Origin of the sequence: Nonomuraea sp. NPDC059007 (assembly GCF_042740555.1) — a bacterium.
In the GTDB taxonomy this organism is placed as follows: Bacteria; Actinomycetota; Actinomycetes; order Streptosporangiales; family Streptosporangiaceae; genus Nonomuraea.
On the sequence record NZ_JBHYJD010000003.1, the window covers coordinates 40815 to 54352 of the forward strand.

The window sequence follows — 13538 nt, forward strand, 5'->3', positions numbered from 1 at the left end:
CCGTGAACCTCGACACCCTGTCCCGCCGTACCGGCCTGACCGTCCTGGACCACCTGGAGCGGCAGGTCGCCATCCCGGTGCTCGACGGCCTCCAGGCCCAGGGCGACCTGCTGATCGTCCCGATGCCCATGGTGGCCGTGGCCATCTCTTTCCCGCCGCCGGCCCGCTGGTCGAAGGTGTTCGGAAGGGGGCTGGAGGTCCTGCGCGGAGCCGCGGGCGGCAATCCGCACACGCTCGTGGCCGACGACGGCGCCTGCGTGTGGACCTGGGACGTCCGCGACACCATGGACCTGGCGCTGGGCGTGTTCCGCTGCGTCCGGCCGGTCTACCTCCTGCATCCCGAGCACGGGGCGAGCGGCTTCGCCCCCGGCACGTACGTGGTGCGCCGCCAGCGGGAGCTCGACCACCGCGGCTGGCGGCGCGGCGGCCGCGGCCGCCTGGTCGCCGACTAACGGTGGGGGCCCGCTCAGACGCGGCGGGCCCCCACCTCAGGCGCGGCGCGCTCTCATCTCAGGCGCGACAGGTCCTCACCTCAGGCGCGGCGGGCTCTGGCCAGGAGCCACAGGAGCAGCGGAGCGCCCAGGACGCCGGTGACCACGCCCACCGGCAGTTCCAGGTCCGGGATGACGCGCCTGGCCACCAGGTCGGCCGCGAGCACCAGGAAAGCCCCGGTGAGCGCGGAGGCCAGCGGGGGCGGCCAGGCCGTACCGGCGAGGCGGCGGGCGATCTGCGGGGCGGCGAGGGCGACGAACGCGATGGGACCGGCGGCGGCGGTGCCGAAGGCGACCAGCCCCACGCCCGTCGCCAGCAGCGCGAGCCGGGCCCGCTGCACGGGCGTGCCCAGCACGACCGCGACGTCCTCGCCCAGCTGCAGCGCCCGCGACGAGCGGCCGAGCAGCAGGGCGAGCGGCGCGAGCACGGCGAGAGCCAGGGCGAGCGGCGTCACCTGGTCCCACGTGCGGCCGTTGAGGTTGCCGAACAGCCAGCCGAGCGCGGCCTGCGCCTGGAAGGCCTCGGTGATCACCATGAGGTACTCGGTGGCGCTGGTGAACATCCACGACAACCCGATGCCGACCAGCACGACGCGGTAGCCGGTGACGCCGTGCCGCCACGCGAGCAGGTAGGTGAGCAGCGCGGCGGCCACGGCGCCGGCGAAGGCGAGCACCTGGACGCCGGGACCGGCGTCGAGGCCGAACACCATCCCGGCCACGACGGCGACGCCCGCGCCCTGGGTGACGCCGATCATGTCGGGGCTGGCCAGCGGGTTGCGGGTCATGGTCTGGAACAGCGCGCCGGACAGCCCGAACGCGGCCCCGGCCATCAGCCCGACCAGCGCCCTGGGCAGGCGCAGCTGCCAGACCACGAACAGCTGCCCCTGCTCGCCCTGCCCGAACAGCGCGCCGACGACCTCGCCGAGCCCGAGCGGGATGTCGCCGAGCCCCACCCCGAGGCAGAACGCCAGGAACGCGAGCACGGCCAGGCCGAGGCAGACGGCGACGAGCCGGATCCGCACCTGCCAGGAGACGGGCGGGGCGGGCAGGCGGACGGTGAGGTTGGTCATCAGAGCTCCGCGAGACGGGCGCGGCGGGCCAGGATCACGAAGATCGGGCCGCCGATGAACGCGACGATGATGCCCGCCTGCACCTCGATCGGCGCGACGATCATCCGTCCGGTGACGTCGGCGGCCAGCAGCAGGCAGGGGCCGAGCGCCGCCGACAGCGGCAGCAGCAGCCGGTGGTCGCTCTCGCCACCGGCCCAGCGGGCGACCAGCCGGGCCAGGTGCGGGATGACCAGGCCGACGAAGACCACGGGGCCGATCGCCGCGACCGCGGCGCCGGTCAGCAGCGTCACGGCGGCGGCGCCCTGGAGCCTGACCAGGCCCACCCTGCGGCCCAGCGCCACGGCGACGTCGTCGCCGAGCGCGAGGCTGTTGAGCGCGGGCGCCGAGGCGAGCGCGAGCACCATGCCCGCCGCCACGAACGGCAGCAGCTGCGGCATGAGCTGCGCGCCCTGCCCGGCCAGCGATCCGGCCGACCAGAACCGGTAGCGGTTCAGCGACTCCGGGTCGGCCAGCACGATGGCGCTGGTCAGCGAGCTGAGCATGACGGTGACGGCGACTCCGGCCAGCGCCAGTTTCACCGGGGTGAGGCCGTCGCGGCCGAGGCCGCCCAGCACGTAGACGGCGACGCTGACCACGAGCGCGCCGGCGAAGGCGAACCAGACATAGCCGTAGAGCGAGCCGATGCCGAAGGCGGCGATGGCGACGACGACCGCGAACGCGGCTCCCGCGCTGACGCCGAGGATGCCGGGGTCGGCCAGCGGGTTGCGGGTCAGCGCCTGCATGAGCGCGCCGGACAGGCCGAGCGCCGCCCCGGCCATGAGGCCGAGCAGGGTGCGCGGCACGCGTACCGACCAGATGACGTCGTGGACCGCCTTGGTGACCTCGCCGCCGGTCAGCGCCTGCGCGACCTGGTCGAGCGGGATCGCCCGCGCGCCGACCGACAGCGACAGCGCGCACAGCACCACGAGCCCGGCGATCGGCACTCCGAGCAGGATGGCGCCGCGGCCCAGGCGCGCCGCGGGCTGAAGCCCCGCGCCGGGCTTCAGCGCGGCCGATCTCACGAGGAGGGTTCTGGCTTGGTCTCCGGCTTGCCGTCGACGGCCGCCGACAGCATGGGAACCAGCCGGTCCAGCAGGTACGGCAGGCTGAGCACCGTGATGAAGGAGGCGGAGTCGGCGAAGTCGGTGCCGTCCACGACGAACACCTCGCGGGCCTGCTTGGCCACCTTGAGGTTCTTGTAGACGCCGTCGCCGCGCAGCGCGGCCACGTCCTTGTCGGCGTTGGTGACGCTCCAGATCAGGACGTCCCGGTCGAGCAGGTCGAGCCGCTCGCGGCTGATGTTGGCGCCGAACTTGTCGCCGATCACCTTGTCCAGGTCGGGCGGGAGCGTGAAGCCGAGCGAGGCCAGCAGGCGGCTGCGCGGGTCCTGGCTGCCGAAGACGAAGTACCCCTCGTACATGCTGACCATCAGCGCGCCGGCGCCGACGAAGGCCGGGTTGTCCTTCTTGACCTGCTCGAAGCGTGCCTCGACGCCCTTGACCATCGTGTCGGCCTCGGCGGGCTTGCCGACGATCGAGCCGATCGTCCTGGTGAGCTCCTGCCACGGGATGCCGAAGTCGATGTACTGCTTCGGCTGGGCGACGGTCGGGGCGATCTGCGACAGCGTCGCGTACTGCTCCTTGGTCAGCCCGGAGTACAGGCCGATGATCAGGTCGGGACGCAGCGCCGCGATCTTCTCGGCCTGCGGTCCGGTGCCGGTGTCCTTCAGCACCTGGGGTACGGCCGCGCCGCCCAGCTCGTCCTTGGCCCAGGGGCCGACGGCGCCGGGGTGCTCGCCGAACCACTCGGTGGTGCCCACGGGGACCACGCCCAGGGCGAGCAGGGCGTCCTGTTCGACGAGGCCGACGGTGACCACCCGCTGGGGCGGCGCCTTGACGGTGGTGCTGCCGAACTTGTGCTCGATGGTGACCGGGGTGAACCCCTTCGCCGCGGGGGCACTCGTGGCCGGGGCGGCGGTCAGGTTGTCCGGGGCGCAGGCGACGGTGCTCAGGAGGACGGCGAGCGCCAGGATGATGCGCTTCACGCGTTGTTCTCCGCCCTGCCCATACGCCAGTAGCCCATGAAGGCCACGGCGCGCTTGTCCATGCCGCGCTCGGCGACCAGGTGACGCCGCAGGGCTCTGATCATCGCCGCCTCTCCGGCCAGCCAGGCGTAGAGGGGGCCCTCCGCCTGCTCTTCCGGCACCTCCCAGAGCTCGTCGACATCGACGTCTATGTCCCTAAAGTCGATGTCCTCGAAGGCGTCGGCGGGCTTGTGGTCGGGAAGCAGGCGCCCGGCGGCGGCCTCGACGGCCGGGATGAGCTTGTCGCCGTGGTCGCCGCCCTCGCGGGCCAGCCACGTGACGGTGACCTCGCTCGGGGAGTCGATCGGCAGGAAGTCGGTGGCGTGCGGCACCTCGATGAGGGCCGCGCCGCGGGTGCCGGCGGGCAGGCGTTCCAGGGTGGCGCAGATCGCCGGGGCGGCGGTCTCGTCGCCGGCCATCAGGATGGCGCCAGTGCCCTCCGGCGGGTGGAACTCCAGGCCGCCGTGCGGCTCGCCGTAGCGGGCGTCGGGGCCGAAGAGACCGACCTCGTCGCCGGGCCGGACGGCGCCGGCCCAGCGCGCGGCGGGGCCGCCGTCGCCGTGCAGCACCACGTCCACGTCCACCTCGCGCAGGTCCGGGCGCACGTTGCGGACGGTGTAGGTGCGCATCGGGTTGCAGCGGTCCTGGGGCAGGGCCCGCCAGCGCTGGAACCAGTCGGGGCCGGTCGGGAACTGCGTCAGGCCGTGGCCGGGCAGGGGAAAGATGAGCTTGATCCGCTGGTCGTACCCGTTGTCGGCGAAGAGGTCGAGGTCCTCCCCGGTGAAGGTCACGCGCAGGAACGACGGGCTGAGCAACTCCAGCCCCCGCACCCGCACATCGAACAAGCGAAAGGGTTCAACCACGACAAGCTCCACTGATCACACGGGGGATTTAGGTTAGGCTAACCTACCGCACCCGTCGCCGCTAGCTCGGTGGCAGGGTGGCTCGCCAGGGGACCGGGGTGGACAGGACCATCGAGCTGCTCGGCGTGCCGTACCCGGCCAGCCGGTCGATCAGCCCCTCGAAGTCGGTCATCGTCGCGACCGCGACCCGCAGCACGCAGCAGGCCCCGCCGGTGACCCGGTGCACCTCGAAGATGTCGGGAGAGTCCAGCGCGTCCGGGTGCCGCAGCACGCACCCCGGCCCGTAGCAGGACATCGTGACCAGCGCCACCACGCCGCGCCCCGCCGCCCGGGGGTCCACGTGTGCCCGGTAGCCGCCGATCACCCCGGCCTCCTCCAGCTTCCGCACCCGCTCGGCCACCGCGGGCGGCGACAGGTGCACCCGCCGCGACAACTCGCTGAAGGACAGCCGCGCGTCGGCCTGCAGCTCACGCAGCAGCAGCCAATCCATCTCGTCCACTTTCACCACCGAAACCCAGAAGCCCAAATCAGGCACCATCCGCCTGGTGGAACACCCTAAAGGCCGTTGAATCGTCATTCCACGTACGGGCCCCGCGCGGGCATCATGAGCCCCATGGATGTCACCCCGATCACCGCACTCCAACGGCAGGAGCGAGCCCAGGCCAACGGCGGCGCGCCCACGCTCGAGTTCGACCGGCAGGCGCCCTACGACCGCTACGTCCGCGCGAGCACGCTGCACGCCCTGCAGACCCCGCTCAGCGATGACCCCGGCGAGATGTCCTTCCTCATGGTCAGCCAGGTCATGGAGCTGTACTTCGGCCTGATCCGCTACGAGCTGCGCCACGCCCAGGACCTCCTGGCCGGCGACGACGTCTGGGCGTCGCTGGCGCCGCTGCGCCGGTCCGCGCTGCACCTGGAGGCGCTCAACGCCTCCTGGCAGGGGCTGCGCTGGATGACGCCGGCCGAGTTCAACCGCTTCCGCGACCTGCTCGGCGAGGGCTCCGGCTTCCAGTCGGCCATGTACCGGCACCTGGAGTTCACGCTCGGCCTCAAGTCCGAGCAGCTCATGCGCCCCTTCCGCGGCCAGCCCGAGATCCACGCCGAGCTGCGCGCGAGCTTCGAGGCGCCCTCGCTGTGGGACGAGACGCTGGAACTGCTGCGCCGCCGCGGCCTGGCCGGCGAGCCCGAGCAGGTCGTGCAGGCCTGGGTGACCATCTACGCCGACACCGGCCCCGACAACCACCTGCGCCTGCTCGGCGAGGCGCTCACCGAGGTCGCCCAGCGCTTCGGCGACTGGCGCTACCACCACCTGCAGTCGGTGAAGCGGGCCATGGGCGCCAAGGCCGGCAGCGGCGGCTCGGCCGGGCTCGTCTGGCTGGAGCGCAGCATGGCCCGGACCGTCTTCCCCGAGCTGTGGACCGCCCGCACCTTCATGTGAGGAGTTTTCCCGTGGCAGGTTCCCCAGAGGTCGCGATCGTCGGCGCCGGTCTTGCCGGCTGCCTGCTCGCCTGTTACCTGGCCAGGCGCGGGCACCGGGTCACGCTGTACGAACGGCGGCCCGACCCGCGCGCCGAGGGCGCCGAGCGCGGCCGCTCGATCAACCTCGCGCTGTCGGAGCGCGGGCTGTCGGCGCTGCGCGGCATCGGCCTGGAGGAGCAGGTCATGGCCGAGGCGCTGCCCATGCGCGGCCGGCTGATCCACCCGGTGCGGGGCGAGCTGGACCTGCAGCTCTACAGCTCCGACGGGCTCCGCTCGATCAACTCGATCAGCCGGGCCCGGCTCAACGCGGCCCTGCTGGACGCCGCCGAACGGCACGCCGAGGTCCGCTTCGAGCACCGGCTCACCGGGCTGGACCCGGCCACCGGGACCATGCGCTTCGACGGCGGGCAGGAGGAGAAGGCGGCCGTGGTGCTCGGCGCGGACGGGGCCGGCTCCGCCGTACGGGCGCGGCTGGCCGAGCACGCCGGACTGCGCGAGCGCACCGACTTCCTCGGCCACGGCTACAAGGAGCTGACGATCCCGGCGCGGGACGGCGCGTTCGCGATGGACCCGGGCGCGCTGCACATCTGGCCGCGCGGCACCTCCATGATGATCGCGCTGCCGAACCCGGACCACTCGTTCACGTGCACGCTGTTCTGGCCGGACGAGGACTTCGACGCGCTCGACTCACCGGAGGCGATCGCGCGGCACTTCGGCGAGGTGTATCCGGACGCGGTCCCGCTCATTCCCGATCTGGTGGACGACTTCGCGGCCAACCCCGTCGGGCGGCTGGGCACGGTGCGGGCCGTACCGTGGCAGGCGGGCGGGCGCGTGGGGCTCATCGGCGACGCGGCGCACGCGATCGTGCCCTTCTACGGCCAGGGCGCGAACTGCGCGTTCGAGGACGTCGTGGTGCTCGACCGCTGCCTGGACGAGACCGGCGACGACTGGGGCCGCGCGCTGCCGAGGTTCGAGCGGGCGCGGCGGGCCGACACCGAGGCGATCGCCGAGATGGCGCTGGCGAACTTCGTCGAGATGCGCGACAAGGTCGCCTCGCCCGTCTACCGGCTGGCCAGGCGGGCCGAGCACGCCCTGCAGGAGGCGCTGCCCGGCCGCTACGTCTCGCGCTACGAGCTGATCTCCTTCTCCACCGTCCCGTACGCGCGGGTGCGCCGCCGGGTCCGCCGCCAGCAGCAGGTTCTCGGCGCGCTCGCCGCCCTGGGCGCGCTGGGTGCGGCGGCGCTGGTGTTCGGGGCGGTGCGACGCTCCGGGGCTTAGGGGCGTCCGACGCTCATGTAGGTGTAGCCGAGGGCGCGCATGGTGGCCGGGTCGAGGTGGTTGCGGCCGTCGAACAGCACCGGCCTGCGCATGGTGTCGCGGACGTCGGCCCAGGGCACGTCGCGCAGCTCGGGCCAGGCGGTGGCGAGGATCGCCGCGTCCGCGCCGGCCAGCGCCTCCTGCGGGCTGCCATGCCGTACGGCTGACGCCCAGGGCTCGGGCTGCCCGTCGGGGGCCAGCGGATCCCAGCACGTCACCTTGGCGCCCTCGGCCAGCAGCCGCGCTGCCAGCACGGTGCTCGGCGCCTCGCGCATGTCGTCGGTGCCCGGCTTGAACGTCATGCCGAGCACCGCGATCCTGGTGCCGCCGAGGCCGCCGAGCGCGTCCTTCAGCTTCTGGATGGCCCGCCGCTTCTGCAGGTTGTTCACCTCGATGGCGGCGTTCAGCAGCTGGGTGTGGTGGCCGGTGTTGCTGGCGAGCTGCTTCAGCGCCTCGGAGTCCTTGGGGAAGCAGCTGCCGCCCCAGCCGATGCCGGCGCGCAGGAAGTGCGGGCCGATCCGGTGGTCCAGCCCGACCGCCTTGGAGACCTGCTCCACGTCCGCGCCGGTCAGCTCACACAGCACCGCGATCTCGTTCATGAAGCTGATCCTGGTCATGAGCATCGCGTTGCTGGCCAGCTTGACCATCTCGGCCGAGGCCACGTCCATCACCTCGACCGGCCCCGCCACGCCTTCGTGCAGTTCGGTGACGAGCCGGATCACGCTCTCGTCGGAGGCGCCGACGACGACCCGGTCCGGGCGCATGAAGTCGGCCACCGCCTGGCCTTCCGCGGTGAACTCGGGGTTGGAGGCGTAGCCGACGTGGGCCAGGCCGCTCTCGTCGAGCACCGCCCGTACCCTGGCGCCGGTGCCGACCGGGACCGTGCTCTTCACCACGACGGCCTTCAGGTGCTCGGCGCCCTTCAGCGACTCGACCACCGACCAGACGCGCGACAGGTCGGCGTCTCCCGCCGCGGTCGGCGGGGTGTCCACGCAGACGTACACGATCTCGGTGCCCGCGAGGGCTTCCTCGGCGCTCAGCGTGAAGGTGAGGCGTCCGGCGTTGGCCGCGATGAGTTCGCCCAGGCCGGGCTCGTGGATCGGCACCCGCCCGGCGTTCAGGAGGCGGATGCGCTCGTCCTGGATGTCGCGGACCGCGACGGTGTGGCCGAGCTCGGCCAGGCACGCGGCGGTCACCAGGCCGATGTAACCGGCCCCGAATACTGCGATCTTTCGCATCTCTTCCTCACCTCTTCACCCGCAAGAGTGCCCGAACAGGACCAGGCTCAGGAAATCGGGGTGAGGGGTGCTTCTATAGTGGTCCCACAGACATCCGATGAAAGGCGAAATTTCCAGTCATGGCGATACAGTCGTGGTTCCCCCAGGCCAAACTGGGGATCTTCGTTCACTGGGGCATCTACGCCGTCGACGGCGTGGCCGAATCGTGGTCGTTCTTCGACGGGCGGGTCAGGTACGACGACTACATGAAGCAGGTGGACGGGTTCACCGCCGACCGCTTCGACGCCGCGCAGTGGTCGGATCTGTTCGCCGCGGCGGGTGCCCGATACGCGGTGCTGACCGCCAAGCACCATGACGGTTTCGCGCTCTGGCCGACGGCGTGGTCGGAGCTGCGCACCGGACGCGACTTCGTCGGCGAGTACGTGCGCGCGATGCGCGAGCGCGGGCTGCACGCGGGCCTGTACTTCTCGCACCTGGACTGGTCGCACCCCGACTACGCCAGCGTGGGCACCGGCGACAACCGCTTCGCCCACCCGGAGCCGGGCAAGGAGGATCCGGCCGCGTGGGAGCGGTTCCTGGCCTTCCACCGGGGGCAGTTGCGGGAGCTTCAGGAGCGCTACGCGCCCGACCTGCTGTGGTTCGACGGCGACTGGGAGCGCGACGCCGCGACCTGGCGGATGAGCGAGCTGCGCGAGGAACTGCTCGCCCGGCAGCCGGGGGTCGTGATCAACGGGCGGATGCAGGGCGAGGGCGACTACGCCACGCCCGAGCAGGGCGTGCCGATCGAGCCGCCGGCCGGTCCTTGGGAGCTGTGCCTGACGATCAACGACTCGTGGGGCTACCAGGGGCACGACACCAACCACAAGTCGGTGCGCCAGCTCGTCCGGATCTTCGCCGAGACCATCGGCGGCGGGGGCAACCTGCTGCTCGACGTGGGGCCGCGCGCGGACGGGACCATCACGCCCGAGCAGGCCTCGCGGCTGCGGGAGCTGGGCGACTGGATCCGGCCGCGGGCCGAGGCGGTCTACCCGACGGGACGCGGGCTGCCGCCCGGCCACTTCAACGGGGCCAGCACGGTCTCGGCCGACCGGCGGACGCTGTACCTGTTCGTGTTCGACCGGCCCAACGAGTTCGTGGTGCTGCGCGGGGTGCGCAACAAGGTCACCTCGGTACGCGTGCTGGGCGGGGCCGGTGAGCTGCGGCACGAGCGGTTCGGCGGGCTGAACGAGGTGCCCGGATGGGAGTACGTCTTCCTGGCCGACTCCGACCTCGATCCGCTGTGCACGGTGCTGGAGGTCCGGCTGGACGGGGAGCTGGAGGTCTACCGTGACCACACCCGCGACTAGGCGCGTGGCGATCTGCGGCATCGGCACAGAGTCGAGCACGTTCAGCGCACACCGCACTGGTTACCGAGACTTCACCCTTTGGCACGATTTTTCGCGTTATCCGTTTCTTTGTCAGGACTCTGGGCGGTGGCCTGAGGAGGTGGCGGGGGTCCGGGTGGAGTTCGTGCCGATCCTGGTCGCCCGTGCGCTGCCGGGCGGCCAGGTCACCCGGGAGGCGTACGAGCGGCTGGAGTCCGAACTGCTCGCCGGGTTGCGGGCGGCGGGGCCGTTCGACGGCGTCTATCTGGACCTGCACGGCGCGATGCACGTCGAGGGCCGCGACGACGCCGAGGCCGCGCTCGCCGCGGCGGTCAGGGACGTCGTCGGCCCCCGCGCGCCGATCGCCGCCTCCATGGACCTGCACGGCCAGGTGTCGCGCCGCTTCGCCGAACTGGTCGACCTGCCCACCGCCTACCGCACCGCGCCGCACGTGGACGTCGAGGAGACGCGCGAGCGCGCCTGCCGCCTGCTCGTCCGCGCGCTGGCGGAGGACCTGGACGTGGTCCGCTCCTGGGTACGGCTGCCGCTGCTGCTGCCCGGCGAACGCACCAGCACCCGCCTGGACCCGGCCGCCGCGATCTACGCCCGCCTGCCGGAGATCGAGCGACGCCCCGGCGTCCTGGACGCCTCGATCTGGATCGGCTACGCCTGGGCCGACGCCCCGCGCTCCAGCGTCAACATCCTGACCACCGGCACCTGTCCGGAGGCGGTCACCGCCGCCACCACCGAACTGGCCGGCGCCCTGTGGCGCTCCCGCGACGACTTCGCCTTCGCCATGCCCGCCCTGCCACCCCGCGCCGCCATCGAACAGGCGTTGTCCTCACCCCACCGCCCGTACTTCATCAGCGACTCCGGCGACAACCCCACGGCCGGGGGCTCGGGCGACGCGGCGTTCTTCCTGTCCGACCTCCTGTCCGCCCCCGCGCTGGCGGGCGGCGGGAAGAGCGCGATCTGGGCATCCTGCGTGGACCCCGCGGCGGTGGCCGCCTGCGTGGCGGCGGGCGTCGGCGGCGAGGTGTCCGTGCGGGTGGGCGGCGTCTACTCCGGCGACCCACCGGTGCACCTGAAGGGCACCGTCCACGCGGTACGGCCCGCCGACCCGGTGGGCGGCGACCTGGCCGTGGTCCGGGCCGGAGGCGTGCACGCGGTGCTGACGACGCGGCGCAAGCCGTACCACCTCGTGCAGGACCTCACCGACCTGGACCTCGACCCGTGGCGGCACGACCTGACCGCCATCAAGATCGGCTACCTGGAGCCCGACCTGCACCGGGCCGCCGCCGCCTCGATCCTCGCCCTCACGCCGGGCGGCGTGAGCCAGGACCTGCCGGCTCTCCCCTACACCCGCCTGACCCGCCCCATCCACCCCCTCGACCCCGCCGTGCCCGCCCCCGACCTCACCCCCGCCCTGCTGAAACGCCCCCGCTGACACCCCTCCGACCGCCCACGCCCGGGTCCCCGATCCCCCGTGGTCCCGCGAGGGCATGACCCCGCGGGACACGGGGCGACCTCATGCGGCGAGAGCCCCCCACCGCCCCTCGCTCACCCGTGGGGCGTCAAGGGGGCGTCAGGATTGAGGGGTTGGGCATGGGGATTTCATGGCCGGCGGGCCGTATGCGGGGGGTGTGGGCCGATAGTGGAGGCATGACGGCTATCGCCTCTGATCGTCCTCCCGACAGCAGGACCGACATCGGTCGCGGCATGGAGCAGTTCCACCACCCTCGCCCGGTCTGCGCGGGCCGCGGCGCCGCGTTCCGGCCGACGCCCCAGCGTGCACGACTGATGTCCGGGCTCACCGGCCGGGTGGTCGAGTTCGGCGCCGGTGACGGGGTCAAGCTCACCTGCTACCCCCCGGAGGTCCAGGAGATCGTCCTGGTCGAACCCGATCCGTTCCTGCGGGCCGCGGCGGAGCGGGTGGCGGACGAGGTGCCCGCTCTGGTCAGCATCGTCGGCGGCGACCCTGCCCGGGTGGCGCTGGACAGCGGCTCCTGTGACGCCGTGGTCCACTCGCTCACCCTGTGCTGCTGCGCCCGCCCCGAACGTACGCTCGCCGAGGCCCGCCGGATCCTGCGCCCCGGTGGCCGGCTGCGCTTCTACGAGCATGTCCGCTCGGCCAACCCCGTCCTGGCCCTGACCGAGGCGCTGGTCAGCCCGCTCTGGTCGCGGGCCAGCGGCGGCTGCCGTCCCAGCCGCGACCCGGTCGCCGCGATCCAGGCGGCGGGTTTCGTGCTCGAAGACCTCGACCGCTTCACCTTCCAGCACGTCAGCCACGTCCTCGGCACCGCCGTCAGCCCGCCGTCCTGACCCCCGCACGCACCGCACGCGACGATCGGGTCACGGTCGTGGGGCGCGTGCCGTACCCGTCGGTGCGACCGTCCATGACCTGGCGGCGTTGAGCTCCGCGACCTCCATGTCGGTGACGCGGGCGTGGAAGCCGTGCAGCCGGGCCCGCTCCTCGGCGCTCAGCACCTCGTCGATGTGCCCGAAGCCGCCGGGGGCGCGCCGGGCGATCTCGTCAAGGATCTCCTCGACCGCCATCCGCCGGTGGTTCTCGACCAGGCGGTTGACCTTGGCGCGGCGCTCGCTCTCGTAGGCGGCGAGGCTCGCGGTGGTGGCCAGGTGGTAGGCGAGGACGCGGGCGTCGACGACGGTCTGCGAGCCGCCGTTCGAGCCGATCGGGTACATCGGGTGCGCCGCGTCGCCCAGCAGGGTGACCCGGCCGCGCGTCCACCAGGGCAGCGGGTCGCGGTCCACCATGGGGAACTCCCACACCTGCGGCGAGCGGGCGATGAGTCCCGCCACGTCGAGCCACGGGAAGCGGCGCTCGCCGAAGTGCTCCAGGACGTCCTCGTGGCGGCCGGTGACGTTCCAGCCGGCTCGGGCCACCGGTCCCGGCGTGCCGGTCCTGAGCTCGGCTACCCAGTTGACCAGCCCGTCGCCGATCGGGTAACAGACGAACTTCCCGACCTCGTTCGCCCCCGACACGATCATGGTCCGCCCGTCCAGGTACGGCTGCGCCGCAGCCGTCCCCCGCCACATGCGCACCCCGTTCCAGAGCGGCGCCCCCTCCCCCGGATGCAGCCGCGCCCGGACCGCCGAGTGCAGCCCGTCGCATCCGACGAGCACGTCGCCGTCGAGCACCCGGCCGTCGTCCAGGTGGAGCCGGACCCGGTCGCGGTCCTGTTCGAAGCGCTCGGCCCTGCCGGTGACCAGCGCGGAGGGGCCGAGCCTGGCGCGTACGGCGTCGAGCAGGAGCATCTGCAACCGCCCGCGGTGGATGGAGTACTGCGGCCAGCGGTACCCGGCCGCCCGCCCCCGCGGCACGTCCATGATCATGTTGCCGTGGCGGTCGACGTAGCGCATGTGGGCCGTGGCCACCGAGCGTGCCTCCAGGTCGCCGGCCAGGCCCAGCTCGGACAGTTCCTTGACGGCGTGCGGCTGCAGGTTGATGCCGGCTCCGATCGGCCGCAGGTCGGCGACCTGCTCGACGAGCACGGCGTCCAGGCCCGCGGCGTGCAGGCTCAGCGCGGTGGTCAGGCCGCCGATTCCGGCTCCGGCGATCAGCACGTGCATGGG

Annotated in this window: 13 protein-coding genes; 6 read left to right on the forward strand and 7 right to left on the reverse strand. The window is 72.8% G+C overall.

All coding sequences use genetic code 11. The features are described 5' to 3' along the window. Positions 1-2 precede the first annotated feature (2 nt). Positions 3-452 carry a hypothetical protein gene (locus ACFWY5_RS05500; protein ID WP_379612840.1) on the forward strand — a complete coding sequence of 150 codons (450 nt, stop codon included), beginning with the start codon at positions 3-5 and terminating at the stop codon, positions 450-452. An 80-nt stretch (positions 453-532) separates the two neighbouring features. Here ACFWY5_RS05500 and ACFWY5_RS05505 read toward each other — a convergent pair whose 3' ends face one another. From ACFWY5_RS05505 to ACFWY5_RS05525, 5 genes are all read right to left on the reverse strand, one after another. Further along, positions 533-1561 carry a FecCD family ABC transporter permease gene (locus tag ACFWY5_RS05505; protein WP_379630623.1) on the reverse strand — a complete coding sequence of 343 codons (1029 nt, stop codon included), beginning with the start codon at positions 1559-1561 and terminating at the stop codon, positions 533-535. Further along, positions 1561-2622: a FecCD family ABC transporter permease gene (locus ACFWY5_RS05510; RefSeq protein WP_379612842.1), complete on the reverse strand. Its 1062-nt coding sequence runs from the start codon at positions 2620-2622 to the stop codon at positions 1561-1563. The genes ACFWY5_RS05505 and ACFWY5_RS05510 overlap by 1 nt, the downstream gene beginning before the upstream one ends. Then, positions 2619-3644 (reverse strand): iron-siderophore ABC transporter substrate-binding protein, encoded by a 1026-nt coding sequence (locus ACFWY5_RS05515; RefSeq protein ID WP_379630624.1) that lies wholly within the window; start codon positions 3642-3644, stop codon positions 2619-2621. The genes ACFWY5_RS05510 and ACFWY5_RS05515 overlap by 4 nt, the downstream gene beginning before the upstream one ends. Further along, positions 3641-4546, reverse strand: a complete 906-nt coding sequence (locus tag ACFWY5_RS05520; RefSeq protein ID WP_379630625.1) for a siderophore-interacting protein — start codon at positions 4544-4546, stop codon at positions 3641-3643. Before ACFWY5_RS05520 ends, ACFWY5_RS05515 begins: the two co-directional genes overlap by 4 nt. A 61-nt stretch (positions 4547-4607) precedes the next feature. After that, positions 4608-5036 (reverse strand): Lrp/AsnC family transcriptional regulator, encoded by a 429-nt coding sequence (locus ACFWY5_RS05525; RefSeq protein ID WP_379612990.1) that lies wholly within the window; start codon positions 5034-5036, stop codon positions 4608-4610. Between the two features lie 123 nt (positions 5037-5159). On the opposite strand from ACFWY5_RS05525, the gene ACFWY5_RS05530 reads away from it, so the two are divergent. Both ACFWY5_RS05530 and ACFWY5_RS05535 read left to right on the forward strand, forming a co-directional pair. Continuing rightward, entirely contained in the window at positions 5160-5984 is an 825-nt protein-coding gene (locus ACFWY5_RS05530) for a tryptophan 2,3-dioxygenase (RefSeq protein ID WP_379612845.1), read from the forward strand. 11 nt (positions 5985-5995) lie between these two features. Then, positions 5996-7303: an FAD-dependent oxidoreductase gene (locus tag ACFWY5_RS05535; protein WP_379630626.1), complete on the forward strand. Its 1308-nt coding sequence runs from the start codon at positions 5996-5998 to the stop codon at positions 7301-7303. Here ACFWY5_RS05535 and ACFWY5_RS05540 read toward each other — a convergent pair. Continuing rightward, the gene (locus ACFWY5_RS05540; RefSeq protein WP_379612847.1) at positions 7300-8580 is read right to left on the reverse strand and encodes a UDP-glucose dehydrogenase family protein; all 1281 of its coding nucleotides are present in this window, start codon (positions 8578-8580) and stop codon (positions 7300-7302) included. The genes ACFWY5_RS05535 and ACFWY5_RS05540 overlap by 4 nt on opposite strands. Before the next feature lie 119 nt (positions 8581-8699). On the opposite strand from ACFWY5_RS05540, the gene ACFWY5_RS05545 reads away from it, so the two are divergent. From ACFWY5_RS05545 to ACFWY5_RS05555, 3 genes are all read left to right on the forward strand, one after another. Further along, positions 8700-9926: an alpha-L-fucosidase gene (locus ACFWY5_RS05545; protein WP_379630627.1), complete on the forward strand. Its 1227-nt coding sequence runs from the start codon at positions 8700-8702 to the stop codon at positions 9924-9926. Positions 9927-9930: 4 nt separating this feature from the next. Then, the gene (locus ACFWY5_RS05550; RefSeq protein ID WP_379630815.1) at positions 9931-11391 is read left to right on the forward strand and encodes a M81 family metallopeptidase; all 1461 of its coding nucleotides are present in this window, start codon (positions 9931-9933) and stop codon (positions 11389-11391) included. A gap of 215 nt (positions 11392-11606) precedes the next feature. Beyond that, a complete protein-coding gene (locus ACFWY5_RS05555; protein ID WP_379630628.1) occupies positions 11607-12266 on the forward strand; it encodes a class I SAM-dependent methyltransferase in 660 nt (219 codons plus the stop codon). 30 nt (positions 12267-12296) lie between these two features. Here ACFWY5_RS05555 and ACFWY5_RS05560 read toward each other — a convergent pair whose 3' ends face one another. After that, positions 12297-13535, reverse strand: coding sequence for a flavin-dependent oxidoreductase (locus ACFWY5_RS05560; protein WP_379630629.1), 1239 nt, complete (start codon positions 13533-13535; stop codon positions 12297-12299). Between the last annotated feature and the right edge of the window lie 3 nt (positions 13536-13538).